Annotated in this window: 16 protein-coding genes; 10 read left to right on the top strand and 6 right to left on the bottom strand. The window is 38.6% G+C overall.

Features of this window, described 5'->3' with window-relative positions:
- Positions 1-26 precede the first annotated feature (26 nt).
- The 4 genes from hutU to FAR12_RS11910 all read left to right on the top strand — a co-directional run bounded on the left by hutU (position 27) and on the right by FAR12_RS11910 (position 4,393).
- Positions 27-1,709 carry a urocanate hydratase gene (gene hutU / locus FAR12_RS11925; protein WP_425456172.1) on the top strand — a complete coding sequence of 561 codons (1,683 nt, stop codon included), beginning with the start codon at positions 27-29 and terminating at the stop codon, positions 1,707-1,709.
- Positions 1,706-2,974, top strand: a complete 1,269-nt coding sequence (gene hutI / locus FAR12_RS11920) for an imidazolonepropionase (protein ID WP_126408897.1) — start codon at positions 1,706-1,708, stop codon at positions 2,972-2,974. Before hutU ends, hutI begins: the two co-directional genes overlap by 4 nt.
- The gene (locus tag FAR12_RS11915) at positions 2,967-3,935 is read left to right on the top strand and encodes an agmatinase family protein (RefSeq protein ID WP_126408896.1); all 969 of its coding nucleotides are present in this window, start codon (positions 2,967-2,969) and stop codon (positions 3,933-3,935) included. The genes hutI and FAR12_RS11915 overlap by 8 nt, the downstream gene beginning before the upstream one ends.
- Positions 3,936-4,042: 107 nt before the next feature.
- Entirely contained in the window at positions 4,043-4,393 is a 351-nt protein-coding gene (locus tag FAR12_RS11910; RefSeq protein WP_126408895.1) for a rhodanese-like domain-containing protein, read from the top strand.
- Positions 4,394-4,502: 109 nt separating this feature from the next.
- Here FAR12_RS11910 and FAR12_RS11905 read toward each other — a convergent pair whose 3' ends face one another.
- Positions 4,503-5,288, bottom strand: coding sequence for a CAP domain-containing protein (locus tag FAR12_RS11905; RefSeq protein ID WP_126408894.1), 786 nt, complete (start codon positions 5,286-5,288; stop codon positions 4,503-4,505).
- A gap of 522 nt (positions 5,289-5,810) precedes the next feature.
- Between FAR12_RS11905 and FAR12_RS11900 the strand changes: the two genes are divergently transcribed.
- Positions 5,811-6,803 carry a CAP domain-containing protein gene (locus FAR12_RS11900; RefSeq protein WP_425456170.1) on the top strand — a complete coding sequence of 331 codons (993 nt, stop codon included), beginning with the start codon at positions 5,811-5,813 and terminating at the stop codon, positions 6,801-6,803.
- A 178-nt stretch (positions 6,804-6,981) separates the two neighbouring features.
- Here the strand turns inward: FAR12_RS11900 and FAR12_RS11895 are convergent, their stop codons facing one another.
- Both FAR12_RS11895 and FAR12_RS11890 read right to left on the bottom strand, forming a co-directional pair.
- The gene (locus tag FAR12_RS11895; RefSeq protein WP_126408893.1) at positions 6,982-7,161 is read right to left on the bottom strand and encodes an H-type small acid-soluble spore protein; all 180 of its coding nucleotides are present in this window, start codon (positions 7,159-7,161) and stop codon (positions 6,982-6,984) included.
- A gap of 66 nt (positions 7,162-7,227) precedes the next feature.
- The gene (locus tag FAR12_RS11890) at positions 7,228-7,554 is read right to left on the bottom strand and encodes a hypothetical protein (RefSeq protein WP_126408892.1); all 327 of its coding nucleotides are present in this window, start codon (positions 7,552-7,554) and stop codon (positions 7,228-7,230) included.
- 192 nt (positions 7,555-7,746) lie between these two features.
- Here FAR12_RS11890 and FAR12_RS11885 point away from each other — a divergent pair, with 192 nt between their 5' ends.
- Genes FAR12_RS11885 through FAR12_RS11875 form a run of 3 tightly spaced genes read left to right on the top strand, consistent with a single transcriptional unit; the run spans position 7,747 to position 11,284 of the window.
- Positions 7,747-8,496: a DeoR/GlpR family DNA-binding transcription regulator gene (locus tag FAR12_RS11885; protein WP_126408891.1), complete on the top strand. Its 750-nt coding sequence runs from the start codon at positions 7,747-7,749 to the stop codon at positions 8,494-8,496.
- Entirely contained in the window at positions 8,493-9,419 is a 927-nt protein-coding gene (gene pfkB / locus FAR12_RS11880) for a 1-phosphofructokinase (RefSeq protein ID WP_126408890.1), read from the top strand. Before FAR12_RS11885 ends, pfkB begins: the two co-directional genes overlap by 4 nt.
- A complete protein-coding gene (locus tag FAR12_RS11875; RefSeq protein ID WP_126408889.1) occupies positions 9,416-11,284 on the top strand; it encodes a PTS fructose transporter subunit IIABC in 1,869 nt (622 codons plus the stop codon). Before pfkB ends, FAR12_RS11875 begins: the two co-directional genes overlap by 4 nt.
- Positions 11,285-11,329: 45 nt before the next feature.
- On the opposite strand, the gene FAR12_RS11870 is transcribed toward FAR12_RS11875, so the two are convergent.
- The gene (locus FAR12_RS11870; protein ID WP_126408888.1) at positions 11,330-11,863 is read right to left on the bottom strand and encodes a DJ-1/PfpI family protein; all 534 of its coding nucleotides are present in this window, start codon (positions 11,861-11,863) and stop codon (positions 11,330-11,332) included.
- Between the two features lie 139 nt (positions 11,864-12,002).
- Between FAR12_RS11870 and FAR12_RS11865 the strand changes: the two genes are divergently transcribed.
- Positions 12,003-12,830: a DUF2935 domain-containing protein gene (locus FAR12_RS11865; RefSeq protein WP_126408887.1), complete on the top strand. Its 828-nt coding sequence runs from the start codon at positions 12,003-12,005 to the stop codon at positions 12,828-12,830.
- Between the two features lie 83 nt (positions 12,831-12,913).
- On the opposite strand, the gene FAR12_RS11860 is transcribed toward FAR12_RS11865, so the two are convergent.
- The gene (locus tag FAR12_RS11860; protein WP_126408886.1) at positions 12,914-13,465 is read right to left on the bottom strand and encodes a DJ-1/PfpI family protein; all 552 of its coding nucleotides are present in this window, start codon (positions 13,463-13,465) and stop codon (positions 12,914-12,916) included.
- Positions 13,466-13,633: 168 nt separating this feature from the next.
- Here FAR12_RS11860 and FAR12_RS11855 point away from each other — a divergent pair, with 168 nt between their 5' ends.
- The gene (locus FAR12_RS11855; protein WP_126408885.1) at positions 13,634-14,428 is read left to right on the top strand and encodes an alpha/beta fold hydrolase; all 795 of its coding nucleotides are present in this window, start codon (positions 13,634-13,636) and stop codon (positions 14,426-14,428) included.
- A 6-nt stretch (positions 14,429-14,434) separates the two neighbouring features.
- Here FAR12_RS11855 and bcbE read toward each other — a convergent pair whose 3' ends face one another.
- Positions 14,435-15,694: a bacillibactin exporter BcbE gene (bcbE, locus tag FAR12_RS11850; RefSeq protein WP_126408884.1), complete on the bottom strand. Its 1,260-nt coding sequence runs from the start codon at positions 15,692-15,694 to the stop codon at positions 14,435-14,437.
- Between the last annotated feature and the right edge of the window lie 105 nt (positions 15,695-15,799).

The raw sequence follows: 15,799 nt of genomic DNA, 5'->3' as shown, positions 1-15,799 counted from the left end.
CAAGATTTTTTGAAACCTAGGAGGGTATGAAAATGAATAAAACAACTAATAAAGTAGTTCGTTACAGAGGAACACAGTTAAATACGAAGGGTTGGCAGCAGGAAGCAGCCTTACGTATGCTCATGAACAACTTGGATCCAGACGTGGCAGAACGTCCAGAGGATTTGGTCGTATACGGTGGAATCGGAAAGGCCGCAAGAAACTGGGAAAGCTTTGAGGCGATTGTTGAATCCTTGAAGAAGCTTGAGAATGACGAAACATTAATGATTCAGTCGGGAAAGCCTGTTGCCATTTTTAGAACGCATGAAAATGCACCAAGAGTATTGATTGCAAATTCCAATATTGTCCCAGCCTATGCTAATTGGGAAACCTTTCACGAATTAGATAAAAAGGGTTTAATGATGTATGGGCAAATGACAGCGGGAAGCTGGATTTATATTGGTTCTCAAGGGATTGTCCAAGGAACATATGAAACCTTTGCAGAGCTTGCAAAGCAACATTTTAAAGGAACTTTAAAAAATACAATCACATTAACGGCTGGTCTTGGTGGAATGGGTGGTGCACAACCACTTGCTGTTACGATGAATGGTGGTGTTTGTATTGCTATTGAAGTGGAAGAATCGAGAATCGATCGTCGAATTGAAACAAGATATACCGATGTGAAAACGAAATCGCTTGATGAAGCATTACAACTTGCAAAAGAGGCAAAGAGTGAAGGAAGAGCACTTTCAATTGGGTTATTAGGAAACGCGGCAGAAGTTTTACCTGAGATGCTGCGCCGAGGTTTCATTCCAGACGTGTTAACCGATCAAACCTCTGCACATGACCCGTTAAATGGCTATATTCCAGTTAATATGACTCTTGCAGAAGCTACTAGTTTAAGAGAATTAAAGCCTGAGGAATATGTAAATAGTTCGAAGGCTTCGATCGCGACTCATGTAAAAGCAATGCTAGAAATGATGGAAAAAGGTGCGATTACCTTCGATTACGGCAACAACATTCGTCAAGTGGCAAAGGATGAAGGAGTAGAAGATGCTTTTGCTTTCCCAGGATTTGTTCCTGCGTTCATACGTCCACAATTCTGTGAGGGAAAAGGACCGTTCCGTTGGGCTGCCTTATCAGGAGATCCAGAGGATATTTATAAAACTGATGAAGCGTTATTACGTGAATTCGCTGATAATGAACATTTGTGTAATTGGATTCGAATGGCGAGAGAAAAGATTCAATTTCAAGGGTTACCTTCTCGCATTTGCTGGCTTGGTTATGGAGAACGAGCACGATTCGGGAAAATCATTAATGATATGGTCGCCAGTGGCGAATTAAAAGCCCCAATTGTCATCGGTCGTGACCATCTTGACTCAGGCTCTGTCGCCTCGCCAAATCGGGAAACCGAATCGATGCTGGATGGTTCAGATGTAGTATCCGATTGGCCAATCTTAAATGCATTAATCAATGCAGTAGGTGGAGCTACTTGGGTTTCGGTCCATCACGGTGGTGGAGTAGGAATGGGGTATTCACAGCATGCTGGTGTAGTGATTGTGGCAGATGGATCGAAGGAAGCGGCCGAACGGATTGAAAGAGTGTTAACAACAGATCCTGGAATGGGTGTTGTCCGCCATGCCGATGCCGGATATGAGTTAGCTAAGAAAACGGTTATCGAAAAAGGGATCAAAATGCCGATGCTTAACCAAGAAGGTGCAGCTGAATGACGAAGCCAATTTGGATTATCCATGCCAATCAGCTTACCACCCTTGCATCCAATCATAAAGGTCCACGTATAGGCAAAGCGATGTCTGATCTTGCCATCATTGAAGACGGGAGCCTTTGGATTGAAAAAGGTGTGATTGAAGCAATTGGAACCACGCAAGAGTTAGCGAAAGATTTTGCAGACCGCTTAGAGGAGGCTGAAATAGTTGATGCCTCCAATCATTTGGTTACACCAGGACTCATCGATCCACATACCCATGTTGTCTATGCGGGAAGTAGAGAGAAAGAATTTGAAATGCGCCTTGAAGGAGCCACATACATGGAGATCATGAATGCAGGTGGAGGAATTCACGCTACTACTCGCATGACACGTGAAGCGACTGAGGTCGAGATCATGGAACAAACTTTTATACGACTCGATTCTTTTTTACAGCATGGTGTGACAACAGTAGAAGGAAAAAGCGGTTATGGAATGGACTTAGAGACCGAATTGAAACAACTACGAGTTATGAAGAAATTACAGAAGCAGCACCCAATCGATCTCATTCCAACTTTTATGGGAGCTCATGCAGTTCCGCCAGAATACAAGGGCAAAGAAGATGAATACGTAGACACTCTCATTCATGAATGGCTCCCGATTATAGCAAAAGAAAAACTCGCAGTCTTCAATGACGTCTTTTGTGAAAAAGGGGTTTTTACTCCTGAGCAGTCAGAGAGAATTTTAGAGGCTGGTAAGAAATGGGGATTGGTTCCGAAAATTCACGCTGACGAGATTGAAGCATACGGTGGAGCAGAATTAGCGGCACAGGTAGGGGCGATTTCTGCAGAGCATTTGTTAAAAGCGACGGATGAAGGTATTGAGAAAATGGCTGAGGCTGGTGTTATTGCGTGCCTTTTACCTGCGACCGCCCTGTATTTACGTGAGGAAGCAGCGGAAGGAAGAAAGATGATCGATGCTGGAGTACCAGTTGCAATTTCAACCGACTGCAATCCAGGTTCTTCACCAACGACATCAATGCCACTCGTGATGAATCTAGCTTGCATTACTATGAGACTTACGCCGGCAGAGGCACTAACTGCAGCGACCTTTAATGCAGCTTGTGCCATTAAGTGTGAACATCTTGTCGGCTCCCTTGAGGTCGGCAAGCAAGCAGATATCGTCATGTGGAATGTGAAGGATTACCGCGAACTTCAGTATTTATTTGGTGTGAATCACGTAAAGGCTGTATGGAAAAAAGGAATTCAGGTGGTGGACCGAGGTGAGTGAAAATTGGTTACAAGCGCCAGAATGGCAATGGACTAATACTGTGGATAAAGTAGAGTTTGTTTACCAGTGGGTGAAGCCGCTAAAGGATTGTTACGGAAAACCAGATGTCATTCTCTATGGTGCTCCTATTTCCCGTTCATCCATCAGTGTCTCGGGAGCCTCTCAATACCCAGATGAATTTCGCCGACTATGGAAGAAGTATGCTACCTATAATTTGGAGGAGGACGTCGATTTATCCAATTTACAGGTCGGAGATGCAGGGGATGTGAGCATGCATACGACCGACATTCTTCTCTCCCATCAACGGATTGAAGCAGCGACAAAATATTTGGTAGAAAAGTATCCCGAATCGACTACCTGTATGATTGGGGGAGACCATTCGGTTACAGCCTGTGCCATACGGGGGATAAAGCAGAAGTATTCACAAGAAAGTATTGGAATTTTGCAGTTGGATACGCATCTCGATGTAAGAGATCCAAAGGAACTTGGTCCAGCAAATGGGACACCTATTCGGCAACTGATTGACGGTCATGTGGTTCAAGGAAATCATATCGTTAACATCGGTTTACATGGTTACTATAATGCAAAATTCTTGATCGATTACGCTAAAGAACATGAAATTCAAATGATTCCGTTGAAAAAGGCAAGAAATAAAGGGATTCTCTATACGATTCGTGAATCGATTGCATTTTTATCAAGTCAAGTGGACCGAATCTATGTAACGGTCGATATGGATGTTCTAGATATTGCTTTTGGTCCAGGTGTTCCAGCTTCTACAACTGGTGGAATGACATCAGCGGAGTTGTTCGATATTTTATTAGAGATTGGAAAGCATGCAAATGTTAAACATATAGATTTTGTTTGTCTTGACCCGACGAAGGATTCTCCAGTTCAAGAAACAGTCAAAATCGGTGTTCATGCCTGGCTTCAATTTATGACGGGTAGAGCCATGAAAGAATAAAGTGAAAATTTTAAAAAAGACAATACGTCTAAATTGACCTTACGCAAATATGTGGGTAGAATAAATTCTATCTGAGCACTACATTTGCGTACAGGATGGGGAAGGAAATGGCGATATTCGGATTAATAGCTGGTCTCGTAATAGTTTTTATGTTTTTGAGGTATCTCCCAGTTTGGGGGGTACGTTGCATTCACTTGTTTGATATTGATGAGAAAGAGCTTATTGTAGTCGATGTAAGAGACTATAATCAAGCATACAATGATTCTGTTCATTCCACCATTAATATCCCAGTTGCATATTTAAATAGATATTTTCATGAAATTCCTGATAAACAAATTCATGTTGTGGCTGCGAATCCTCTTGAAAAAAATATTAGTATACGTTTCCTACGAAAAAAAGGATATCATGTCAAAAGTTATACATTAACAGATGGTCAGTGTGATAAAAAACTAGCATAAAAACCTCTGTCGTGCCAACTGTCATAAGTAGAGCGTTTCGTTCCTTAAATCTATAGTCTTAGGCATACAAAGAAACCAGATCAAGAGATCTGGTTTTTGTATGCTTATATTATTTACCAATAAACATTTGTGTCCAGTAGTTTCCACTCTCTACATATCCAACTCCGATATGTGTGTAAGAACCATTTAGAATGTTAGCGCGGTGTCCTTCACTATTCATCCACGCTTGTACTACTTCTTCAGGTGATTGTTGTCCCATCGCGATATTTTCCCCGGCAGAACGATATGAAATACCGAATTGCTTCATCATATCAAATGGAGAACCGTAAGTTGGGCTCGTATGGCTAAAATAGCCTTTTGAATTCATATCCTGAGATTTTGCTTTCGCTACTTTGCTTAATTCAGTGTCTAATTTTAAGGCAGGAAGGCCTTGTTTTGCGCGCTCCTGATTTGTTAGATCAACTACCTTTTGTTCAAATGCGCTTACTTGGGAAGTTGCATTATTTTCTGTTTGCTCTGTTGGAGCAGGTGCAGGTGTTTGAGTAGCTGACTTTTCCTGCTGTACAGGTGTTGTTGGTTTTGGTGCAGTTTGCACAGGCTTTTGAGCTTGAGCCGGCTTTTCAGCTTCAACTGGCTTATTAGCTGGTTTTTCTGGTTGAGTTGCTTCTATACTAGGTACTTGTTTGTTTAAGAAATCCCAATTAATATTGAAGTCTTTTAAATATTTCTCTAAAAAACTATTTATTTGTTCTTTGTTGAAGTTGCCAGATTGGTAGACATAGACGTTCTTTTCCACTTTTGTGTCTAATTCAGTGGCATCCGCGTTCGTGATTCCAGTTGAAGTAAATAGTAGGCCAGCTGCGGCCGCAATAGGTAAGATCATTTTCTTTTTCATTCGTATTCCTCCTAAAAAAGATTCGTGTTTTGCTTGCACCTAAATAGTAGCATGCGTTTTTTGTCATATTTTAGGAAGGATTTTACATTGCAGGAATTCTTAAAAATTGAACTTTTTGAAATATCTTCTTTAAGACCATCAGGACAAAGTGAAATGCCAAATTTTCTTATGTAAAACAAATGGAAAAAAAATCAAGTTAATCCGTGTATTTCCTGCAAAAGAGGGTTGACAGGCACTGGAATTGATAAAGAACTTTACATACATAACGAAAGTGTGTCCAGTTTGATAGATTTGTTTCAAGAATTACGTGGAAGCTAAGTGAAATCATTAATAATCACTAAAGCACCAAAGACAAGCTTTTATGTAAGTTCGGCACAATTCTTAAATATATTCTGTCCTTCTTTGAATAATTCATGAACGGAATACCGTTTCCAATTGCAACGATAATTACCATCTATATATTCCCTCGTGATAATCAAAACTAAGTACGTAATTAGAATATCTTAAAGGAGGAGTTTTGAATTGTTAAGGAAAACACGTAATGTTCTAGTTACATCTGCGTTACTACTCGGACTTACTGCATGTGGTGTGGGGGATGATACAGCGTATGATCCATCAAATGATAACCGAGCGGGTACCCTCAATGTTCGAAATGATGGAAACAATCGGGGATACTTTGATCGAAATTGGACAAATGGGGATAACTTTAATCTGGACAATGTCATAAATGACAATAATGACAGAAGGAATGAAAGAAATAATAAAAATGAAAATCCAGACATTTCTGCTTCCTTTACTAATATGTCGAGTCAAAATTATCCGCATACGAGAGCGGTAGTAATAGAAGATGCAAAATATTCATTCACGCCAATTGACGGTAATCAAATTGCGGAGCTACAAAAACAAATTGAACAACAGCTAAAAGCAAGATTTGGACAATTAACACCACAATTAAGACAACAGGCACAGCAACAAGCTCAGCAACAGGTGCAAAAACCACAAGCTCAACAACCGGCACAACAACCGCCAACGCAACAACAACCGGCGCAGCAGCAGCCAACGCAACAACAACCGGCAAAACAACAGCCTGCACAGAAACAACCAGCACAACAACAGCAACAAAATGCAGGAGGCAATATTAGTCAATACGCTCAACAGGTCATTGACTTAACGAATCAAGAAAGAGCTAAAGGTGGCCTTCCAGCTTTAAAGGCAGATGCTCAATTAAGTTCAGTAGCACTAAAGAAATCGCAAGATATGCAGGCCAAAAATTATTTCTCGCATACAAGTCCAACATATGGTTCACCATTTGATATGATGAGAGATTTTGGCGTAACTTACAAATCTGCAGGTGAAAACATTGCCCAAGGTCAAAGAACGCCACAAGAAGTTGTACAAGCATGGATGAATAGTGAAGGCCATAGAAAAAATATTATGAGCAAGGATTTTACTCACATTGGAGTCGGTCACGAAGCAACTGGTAACCATTGGACTCAAATGTTTGTAGGAAGATAAACGATTTAAAGGAGTCTTATTTTAAACAATAAGGCTCCTTTTTATTCATTAATAAGAAAGAAAAAAACCGCTCCAATTGGAACGGCAAAATAAGAGACGGTGTTCGAGTAAGAACGACCATATGTAATAAAATTATTCTATCATAGGGAACTGTGTAATTCAACCTATTACTAAATGCTCATTTTTCTTCTAACTCAGTGATATCAACAGTTGTTCGTTCTTCTAATGGTCCACGTAAATGCACAGTTACAGTTTGTCCATCTTCATTTAATTTGTCTATCCAAACAGATGCCCCGTTATATTGCACTTCAATATCGGCTGAAGATGATAAGATCTGCTTTACACGCTTTACTTCCATTATCTCACCCCTCACTTTTGGTCATTTTAGTTTGTGAGGGTTCTTAAAATTTATGCAGTCATTTGTTTAAAATAACATTAAAACATAAGGAATCAAAATGAGTGCAGATGAAATTAGAATGATGATGTTAATGGTCTTTTTAGGCAATCGCTTTACTTTTCTTTTTATTGGCAGTCCATTTTTATAAGCAATTAATATAAATCCTAAAAGTCCAAGAGCTTGGATGAAAAATAAAGATTTATAGAAGAAACTTTTCGCCATCAATTCGTTACTAGCTGAATCAGTAATTAATTGAATAATACGATCATTTAGTGTACCGAAAAGTCCAAAAAATAGTACTACAAGAAGAAGTATGATGAAAAACTCACGATAAAAGGTTGTTATTTTTGACATGTATTTTCTCTCCAATTCTTTATAAATCCTTATACATGCTACCATGCCTTCAGCAAAGACACAATCATTCATTAATTTGACGGATTTTGAACGTTTTTGAAAAATAATGAAGGATTTTGATTGATTTTGAATATATTTTGAAGTATGATAAAAACACAATAGATGAAAACGCTTTAAAGGAGGCGGTGCCATTTGCTAGAAACTGAACGTCATGAGAAGATTCTACAGCTCTTAAAGGAGAAAAATACAGTCAAAATTCAGGAGCTTGTAGAGTTAACTAGTTCTTCAGAATCTACAATCCGTCGTGATTTAACCGTGCTTGAAAAAAAAGAATACTTAAAAAGAGTCCATGGTGGTGCATCTAAATTACAAGGTAAATTACAGGAACCAACCATGAATGAGAAATCTTCCAAAAACCATCAAGCAAAACAAAAAATCGCTCAATTTGCAGTTGGTCTGATCGAAGAAGGTGAATCTATTTATTTAGATGCAGGTTCGACAATTGTAGAAATGATTCCTTTTCTACCGGAAAACATTGTTGTTGTTACGAACGGAATCACTCACATTCCATTATTACTTGAAAAAAATATAAAAACTTATTTGATTGGAGGATTCGTGAAACCTTCAACGAATGCGGTTGTTGGCCGTGATGCGATAGCGAGCCTTGAACATTATCGTTTTGATAAGTGTTTCATGGGTGTTAACGGAATTCATCCTCAATATGGCTATACGACTCCAGATCAAGAAGAGGCTGCTGTAAAACAATTAGCGATGTCCTTATCTAGAGAGGCTTTTATTCTAGCCGATGATTCGAAGTTTTCAGAGGTTGCTTTTGCCAGAATTGCCGACATTAAAACAGCTACTATAATTACAAATGACCTCGAATCTGACATTAAAAATCAGTATGCAGGTAAAACAGATATAAAGGTTGTGACAGCATGATCTACACAGTAACGTTAAATCCATCTTTAGACTATATCGTCGAACTAGAAGAAGTCCTTTTAGGAGGCTTAAATCGTTCCAGTAATGAATCGAAATTTCCTGGAGGAAAGGGAATAAACGTTTCACAAGTTCTCAAGCAAGTTGGAGTAACTAGTAAAGCTTTAGGATTTGTTGGCGGCTTCACTGGTTCATATATTGAAGACTTTTTAAAAAATAATGGAATTGAGACTGATTTTGTAAGAGTCGATGAAGACACGCGTATAAATGTCAAGTTACGTGCCACTGAAGAAACGGAAGTAAATGCAAAGGGTCCAACTATCTCAGCGCATGATTTTGAATCACTAAAAAACCAAGTTCGAGGGCTTAGCGGAGAGGATGTTCTTGTTCTAGCTGGAAGTATTCCAAACTCGATGCCAAGTAATACGTATGAGCAATTAGCGGAAATTTGTCAGCAAACAGGTGCAAAATGCATTGTAGATGCGGAAGGGGATCTACTGAAAACGATCCTTTCTTATAATCCTTTCCTAATAAAACCAAATCATCATGAACTCGGTGGATTTTTCGATGTGGAAATAACAAGTGCTGAACAAGCGATTCCTTATGCGAAAAAATTAGTGCAAATGGGTGCTGATAATGTGATTGTTTCGTTGGCTGATAAAGGGGCTGTATTTGTTAATAAAGACATCACATTAATCTCGAATACACCTAAAGGGGAACTAAAGAGTTCTGTTGGTGCAGGAGATTCAATGGTGGCGGGTTTTATTGCTAAATACCAAGAGACTAACGATTATAGAGAGGCATTTCGATTTAGTGTTGCAAGCGGAAGTGCAACCGCATTCTCAATGGGGCTTTGTACGAAGGAAAAGATAATAGACGTTTTAGCACAAGTCGAAATAGAACAAGAAATGGGGAACGAAATATGAGAATTACCGAATTGTTAACTAAAGATACCATTAAGCTTTCCATAAATGGAAATAGAAAAAATCAAGCAATTGATGAGCTTGTTGATGTACTTCAGCAAGCAAATAAGCTAGCCGATATAGAGGAATTCAAAAAAGCGATTTTGGCAAGAGAGGGTCAGAGCACAACGGGAATTGGAGAAGGAATTGCAATTCCGCATGCTAAGACGAAAGCTGTTCGAGAAGCAGCTATTGCTTTCGGTCGTTCCGTTTCCGGCGTAGATTATCAGTCATTAGATGGACAACCAGCTCATTTGTTTTTTATGATTGCTGCAACAGAAGGTGCCAATAATACTCATTTAGAAGCACTTTCAAGACTTTCAACGATCCTCATGAATGAAGAAGTCCGCAAGCAACTTTTAGAAGCTGAAACAGAAGATGATGTCCTTAAGATTATTGACAGTCATGATAAAGAGGAAGAAGCAGAAGAGCAATCTATGGCTGGGAAGAAAAACTTTATTGTAGCAGTAACAGCTTGTCCGACTGGAATTGCTCACACTTATATGGCAGCGGATTCTTTAAAACAGAAGGCGCAGGAAATGGGTGTAGAGATTAAGGTTGAAACAAATGGTTCAGGTGGAGCGAAAAACGTATTAACTGCAGAGGAAATTGAAAACGCTGTAGCAGTTATTGTGGCTGCTGATACGAATGTGGAAATGAATCGTTTTAGTGGGAAACATGTAATTGAAGCACCAGTTGCTGATGGAATTCGCAAAGCCCAGCAATTAATTGACAGAGCGCTCAAGCAAGATGCTCCAATTTTTAAAGGAAAAGGGACTTCTACTAGCGATGCAAAACAAGAAACGAGAGGAATTGGCTCAACCATCTACAAGCATTTAATGAGCGGTGTTTCTAATATGCTACCGTTTGTGGTAGGTGGAGGAATCTTGATTGCTATTAGCTTCTTATTTGGGATTAACGCTTCAAATCCAGATGACCCAACCTATCATCCGATAGCTGAAGCTTTAAATACGATCGGTGGAGGAACAGCGTTTGGCTTAATGGTTCCGATTTTAGCAGGATTTATCGCAATGAGTATTGCTGATCGTCCAGGATTTGCAGCTGGTATGGTAGGTGGATTGCTTGCTGCAAATGGGGGAGCAGGCTTCCTTGGTGGATTAGTGGCTGGTTTCCTTGCGGGTTATTTAGTCGTAGGCTTAAAAAAGCTGTTGTCTGGCCTACCTGCATCTCTTGAAGGAATTAAGACAATCTTACTCTATCCGTTATTAGGAATTGCTTTAACCGGATTTATTATGCTTTATGTTGTGAACAAACCAGTTGGAGCACTGAATACAGCGATTTCAGATTGGCTTTCTAGTCTAGGTACTGGGAACGCAGTCCTATTAGGAATTGTTTTAGGATTAATGATGTCATTTGATATGGGTGGTCCTGTAAACAAAGCTGCGTATGTATTTGGAACAGGATTGTTAGCAAACGGAGTGTATGAACCGATGGCAGCCATTATGGCAGCTGGAATGGTACCACCATTAGGAATTGCTTTAGCTACAACATTCTTTAAAAATCGCTTCAATAAGCAAGAACGTGAAGCAGGAAAAGTAAATTATATTATGGGATTATCCTTTATTACAGAAGGGGCCATCCCATTTGCTGCGGCAGATCCTGTTCGTGTCATTCCGTCACTGATGGCAGGTTCAGCAGTTGCTGGTGCTTTATCCATGCTATTTGGAATTGGACTTCGTGCACCACATGGGGGATTATTCGTTATTCCTCTTGTTGACGGAGGTTGGTTTATGTATTTACTAGCAATTATTATCGGTGCCATCGTTTCTGCATTATTACTTGCTATTGTTAAGAAACCAATTAAATAATGTCGCAAAAAACGAACAAAGTCTAATGATTTTGTTCGTTTTTTCTTATCGATACCAATTTGGATTATAGTCAAGCTCTAGAACTTGACCAAATTTATTGGCAAAGTCAATAAAGTAGGCTCCTTGAGCTGTCAATATTCCTTTATCAAAAACATAGGGAGCATCAACAAACCCTTTTTCAGAGAATACACCAAGAAATTCACGCGCTTGTTTTGAAATTCCTGTTGTATAATATCGATCCAGTAAAATACCCGATTTAGCCAATAAAAATGGGGCGCTAGAAATGGCTCCTATAACTGCATCTTGTTCGTAAACCCTTCTTATAAAATGAAAAAGGGGTTCTTTATCGATTAAATGCTGGAAGTCATCAACGCCAGGAAGGACAAGACTTTGGAGCATTTCTATATTGACGTTGTCGATTGTTGTTTCTGGTAAGCAAGTAAGTCCAGCCTCGCCTTTAACAGCTTGATCATTTAAGCCGATAAATATTTTCGGATGATTGGCCTGTGTTAAGATGGATATGATGACAGACAGCTCATATTCACTGAATCTTGGATAAAGAAGTATGCCGGTGGTCATCAGCTTCACCTCCAAAAAAATATTCCTTTTCGCATACATAATTCCACATTTTCTTGTAAACTCCTTCAAATTTCTAAAAATTGCAAAAAAAGAATAGAGATGCTTTTGTCATATTTCTAAAGTCATTTATGTATATTTTATGAGGAAGAAGCTGAGAGGGGAGAAACGGGTGGCAAACTATGTAGAAACAGCTAGATTTGAACATCTATTTTGGCTTCAGGTATTAGGTGATCATGCTAGATTTATCCATGATTCTTTAGGACCAAATGAGAAAGAAGCAATCGAACAAGCAAAGAGATTTATTACTACTTTTGATCAATTACTCAACAAAGTTAATGAAAGTGATTTGATTTTATTGAGTCAACAAGCTGAAGCAAAGGTAAAGAACTTAAGAGAGTTTAAATTAAAGTTAATTGAAAGACACTTAGTGGGAAAAATCACGATCCACCTGGGTCCTACTTTTTTGAGTCACATGGTAAACGAACTTGAAGAGTATTTGCTGATACTAGGATATTTAAAAAATGGTTCGGTACCTCCGATTTTTCATGAGTTACATCATCACTTGCTTTGGCTTCTTGATGGAGCAGGTCATGCAGGAGCAATTTCTGATAATATGGATCGAATCGAGAAAAAAATTAAAGAAAAAAGTGATGAATTTACGAAGGATTTTGAGGATTTTTATCTAAAAGCTGTTGAATTAACTGGATTTTTACGAACTAATCTACATGAATTTCCTGCACTAGACCGCTTTAATGAAGATGTTTTACTCGAAATGAAGTTATTTATGGGTTTTCTCGATGAGATTGAGGAGCTTGAGTTGAGTAAAGAAGCTTTAGGAACCTTTGCTCCTTTAATGGCGGATCATATGATGCGTGAAGAATGCTATTATTTAACGAAGCTTGCACAAAGCTCATCAAAGCTTACGAAACCAGACTGTGATCCGACAAAGCCAAGATTAGAGGAATAATTCTTGTGAAAATTTAAAGGCAATTGAAAGGCAGACTTAGTGTAATGACTTTCAATTGCCTATTTGCATAACTTAATTTTCAATCATTTTCCGACCTGTTTGATGAATTCCCTCATAAATCCGGGAAGGTCCGGCCATGCATGACCTGATACAAGATTGCCTTCCACATGCAAATGCTCTTCAATGTATGTAGCCCCTGTAGCTTCAACATCTGGTTTACATGCGATATAAGCTGTTAACTCACGATCTTTTAGGTATTGGCTTACGGTCGTTAAAATTAGACTAGCATGGCAAATTGCCGCAACTGGTTTATTTGTTTCAAAAAAGTGGGCAACAATCTTCGGAACATTTTCGTTAAGGCGGATATATTCCGGTGCTCTTCCACCTGGAATTATTAAGCCATCGTATTCTTCCGGATTGACCTCTTCAAAGGATAGATGGGATTCGATTAAATACCCTTTACTTTCGGTATATGTGTCCCACCCAATAAAATCGTGGACAACTGTTTGTAGTTGCTTCTTAGATGGAGCGGCAATCTGTACTTCATAACCTTCCTCAAGGCAGCGGAAATAAGGATAATAAATTTCCAAAGCTTCTACTGCATCGCCTGCAATAATGAGTACTTTTTTAGACATGCTTTCTACCTCCTCTCCAAAATTAAAACCACTCTGTATATATTCGATTTCGTTCGTGAACATTCCTACTTGTTCACAAAAATTTCAACTGAAAAGACAACTTTGCATGATTATTTTATCGGTTTCTCATATTAGAAATAGGTCTATCTATGTTAGGAAGGATAAAACATGCCGATTTTTAACTTTGAAAAAACTCAGATTTTTTTTGAAGATTATGGAACTGGAATTCCTATTGTATTTATTCATCCACCTGCAATGGGTAGAAAGGTTTTTCATTTTCAATCCCAATTAAGCGACCGTTTTCGAGTGATATTTCCAGACTTAAGTGGCCATGGAGATTCGATTGGTCCATCCAGAGATGTCTCCATAATGGGATACGCTCAAGAAATTAAAGGATTGATAGAGCATTTGCAGATTTCAAAAGCGGTGGTCTGCGGTTACTCATCAGGTGGTCTTATTGCTTTAGAATTTGCATTGTCCTTTCCTGATCACACATCAGCCGTCATTTTGGCTAGTGGATTTCCTGAAGTAAAATCTGTAGCATTGAAATATGAACATTTAATGGGTATGTACTTTGTCAAAAAATTTCCCCGCTTGCTTGCTAAACTTATTAGCCAGAGTCATTCAAGGGATAAGTCGCTTAGAGATGAAATTTATGAGCATATGTTAAAAACGGACCGAAAAACATGGTTTCGATATTATGAAGAATCGTTGCATTATTCATGTGTAGAGCGGCTCCAGCTTTTGAAGGTTCCTTTATTTCTGTTATACGGATCAAGAGATTTTGCTACCCAAAATATAAAAATCTTCAAAAAAAAGCTTAGCTTTCAATTGGCGATAATAAAGCATGTAGCACATCAAATTCCTACAAAAAAATGGGAAATCTTTAATGAGCATATTACTGATTTTGTAACCGAACAGGAAAATGAAAATAAAAATAAAACAAGTCACAGCTACGAGTGACTTGTTTTATTTGGGATCGGGTTTAATGGCAAGTAAGGTGAGGAACACGGAAACTATCCCAATACCGCTCAAAATATAAAATAAACCACCTTCCATATGTGACATTAATATTGCCATAACAGGTGGACCTGCAGCTACTCCGACAAATCGCATGGAATGATAAATGGATGTGATGGTACCTCGCTGTTCCTTTTTGATTCCTTCTGTGATAAGTGAATCCAGACATGGCAAACTTGCACCAATGCCGATACCACTTAATAAGAACATGATAATCATAAACCAGAGCCCCTTGGAAAAGCTTAATGCAACAATGGATAAGGACAGGAGGAGAAGACCGCTAAAAGTAATCCATTTCATTAACACCTTATTTTCTTTTATAACTTTACCTGAAATCAAAGAGGTTAGACACAGTGCCCCAAGTGGAAATGCAAGATAAAGTCCTTTTTTTACATTGACAATATCGTAATGCCTTTCGAGAGTTTCCGATAAATAAAAAAGGACCCCAAATAGAACGAACATCAAGATTATCCCAATAATAAAAATGGCGAAAAGCCATCGACGATTGTTTCTAAAAATTTCCTTAATTTGATGTATAAATTGCTTAAATGGCATAGGTTCATATTCTGTATTTCCTCTTCGCACAAAAAAAGCGAGAAGGAGGATGGAGATTAAGCAAAAGACAGGAAAAGCAAGAAAAGGTATAAACCACACAAATGCTGCCAAGAATGCACCCAAGATAGGACTAATGACTTTTCCTAACGTATTTGAAGTTTCAATAACACCAAGAGAGCTGCTTACTTCTTCCTCACTTTCAAACATATCTCCAACTAATGGCATGACAATAGGGGCTGCACCAGCTGCGCCTATTCCTTGTAAAGCCCGACCTATTAATATTATCCAATAGGGATTGTCTATTTTCCAAGCGGCCCATCCAGAAATGAGCCCTCCAATACCTGCGATAATTAGACTTGGAATGATCACTTTTTTTCTTCCAACATGGTCAGATAAAAATCCTGCTATCGGAATGAGGACAATAGCAACAATTGAATACACAGTAATAATCATGCTTGATTGAAAGGATGAAATATGCAATTTATCTTCCATGACAGGTAAGACAGGAATAAGCATGGAATTTCCCAACGTCATAACAAGAGGAATGGAAGATAAAGCTAGTATTGCCCACTTATTAAGCTTCTTCTTGTCGGATCTATTAGAAGCTGAACTCGTTTCACTCTTTTTAATAAGAGAGTTTTCAATGTAATCCATCTTCGCCCCACCCTTGTTAACGAATATTTTCGTTATTCTGAGTAAATCCAACAGCATAAAGGAGTTCTAACAACTTTAATATTTACATAAAACAAAAAATCTAAC

The organism is Bacillus yapensis (assembly GCF_005280205.1).
Lineage (GTDB): Bacteria > Bacillota > Bacilli > Bacillales > Cytobacillaceae > Robertmurraya > Robertmurraya yapensis.
This window is presented reverse-complemented; position numbering and strand designations above follow the sequence as displayed.

Coding starts and splice junctions, on each gene's coding strand:
- hutU (WP_425456172.1), top strand. CDS start 27: ATGAAAATGAATAAAACAACTAATAAAGTAGTTCGTTACAGAGGAACA.
- hutI (WP_126408897.1), top strand. CDS start 1,706: ATGACGAAGCCAATTTGGATTATCCATGCCAATCAGCTTACCACCCTT.
- FAR12_RS11910 (WP_126408895.1), top strand. CDS start 4,043: ATGGCGATATTCGGATTAATAGCTGGTCTCGTAATAGTTTTTATGTTT.
- FAR12_RS11905 (WP_126408894.1), bottom strand. CDS start 5,288: ATGAAAAAGAAAATGATCTTACCTATTGCGGCCGCAGCTGGCCTACTA.
- FAR12_RS11895 (WP_126408893.1), bottom strand. CDS start 7,161: ATGGAAGTAAAGCGTGTAAAGCAGATCTTATCATCTTCAGCCGATATT.
- FAR12_RS11890 (WP_126408892.1), bottom strand. CDS start 7,554: ATGTCAAAAATAACAACCTTTTATCGTGAGTTTTTCATCATACTTCTT.
- pfkB (WP_126408890.1), top strand. CDS start 8,493: ATGATCTACACAGTAACGTTAAATCCATCTTTAGACTATATCGTCGAA.
- FAR12_RS11875 (WP_126408889.1), top strand. CDS start 9,416: ATGAGAATTACCGAATTGTTAACTAAAGATACCATTAAGCTTTCCATA.
- FAR12_RS11870 (WP_126408888.1), bottom strand. CDS start 11,863: ATGACCACCGGCATACTTCTTTATCCAAGATTCAGTGAATATGAGCTG.
- FAR12_RS11865 (WP_126408887.1), top strand. CDS start 12,003: ATGAGGAAGAAGCTGAGAGGGGAGAAACGGGTGGCAAACTATGTAGAA.
- FAR12_RS11860 (WP_126408886.1), bottom strand. CDS start 13,465: ATGTCTAAAAAAGTACTCATTATTGCAGGCGATGCAGTAGAAGCTTTG.
- FAR12_RS11855 (WP_126408885.1), top strand. CDS start 13,634: ATGCCGATTTTTAACTTTGAAAAAACTCAGATTTTTTTTGAAGATTAT.
- bcbE (WP_126408884.1), bottom strand. CDS start 15,694: ATGGATTACATTGAAAACTCTCTTATTAAAAAGAGTGAAACGAGTTCA.